Annotated in this window: 1 protein-coding gene and 1 pseudogene; both read left to right on the forward strand. The window is 57.6% G+C overall.

The annotated features are described in order from the left end of the window. Positions 1-179 precede the first annotated feature (179 nt). Positions 180-543: pseudogene (locus CFB82_RS41595) on the forward strand (IS256 family transposase); the annotation flags it as partial. 335 nt (positions 544-878) lie between these two features. Continuing rightward, positions 879-1,112 (forward strand): hypothetical protein (locus CFB82_RS43050; protein ID WP_218829056.1); only part of this gene is annotated, 234 nt, incomplete at its 3' end.

A 1,112-nucleotide genomic window follows, 5' to 3' on the forward strand; every position in this document is an offset into this window, starting at 1 on the left:
AGCAGCGCGAGGGCGTGATCATTGCGAACCTCGTGAACCGGTGGAACAGCTTCGGCAAGGCGATTTGCGTCAAGACAGCCTAATTGCGCCCGCAACCAACTGAGCGCATACCCTGTCGAACAAAGCCTTTCTACTCGACCTCACGCTGCCGCGCAACCACCCCCTTCCGAACAAAGCCGTTCGTGATTGACTACTCGAAGGCATCGCGTTCTGCCATCGAGGAGCTCGTCGGCGAGCGCACCCGCGTGCAGCGCCGCTGCACGCACAAGCTGCGCAGCGTCCTCGACTACCCGGTGCTGCCTCGGCGACGCTGCTCGAAGGGCTGGAGGAGACGTTCACGGTGAACGAACTGGGCTGACGCTGGTGCTTATGCGCGGCCTGTCGACGACCAACCTCATCGAGAACCCGAACGGCGCGGTGCGCTGTTTCGCGCGGCATGCGAAGCGCTGTCGCGATGCCGACATGGCGATGCGCTGGGCGGCAGCAGGCTTCCTGGAAGCTGAGCAGTACTTCCGGAAAAGTCTTGGCGTGAGGGAGCTCTGAGTGCTCGCCGCTGCCTGCGATCAAATCGGCAGCATGACGCAACCTGCTAGCATGGCCGCTGCGGCCAGCAGCGTGACGAGCGTAAGGGTTTTGGGTAACGGCATATTTCTGTTTCTCCAGACAATATTCAATTCGAGAGACGGATCCAACTGAGACCTTGACGCAAGTGTCGATATTCAGTGCAAGTGCGCTAGCCAGTGATCGGAGTAAGCGACCACATTACGAGTATTTATCTTGCTATAGGTATCGTCGAATCAACAATCGAAAAGTGAGGCAGAACGGGACAGGGGCATCGCATGAAGCGACGTTAACAATCAACGACTTAAGCCTTCGACATGAAATGTCTCTACAATCATGGTTCGAACTGGACGGGACGAGCAACGAAGCTGATGGCATTGAAAGCGCTGGAACTGACGCAGGAAGAACGTACAAAGCTTGAAGCGATGGCGAGAAGCCGTCGTGATTGGCGAATACGAGACCGGTCGCGGACGATTCTGATGTTCAGCGACGGCGTGCGAGCGAAAGAGATCGCCAGACGACAGGAACTGACGTTGGAGGCGGTGTATGAG

This window comes from Burkholderia sp. HI2714 (assembly GCF_002223085.1).
Taxonomy (GTDB): Bacteria; Pseudomonadota; Gammaproteobacteria; order Burkholderiales; family Burkholderiaceae; genus Burkholderia; species Burkholderia lata_D.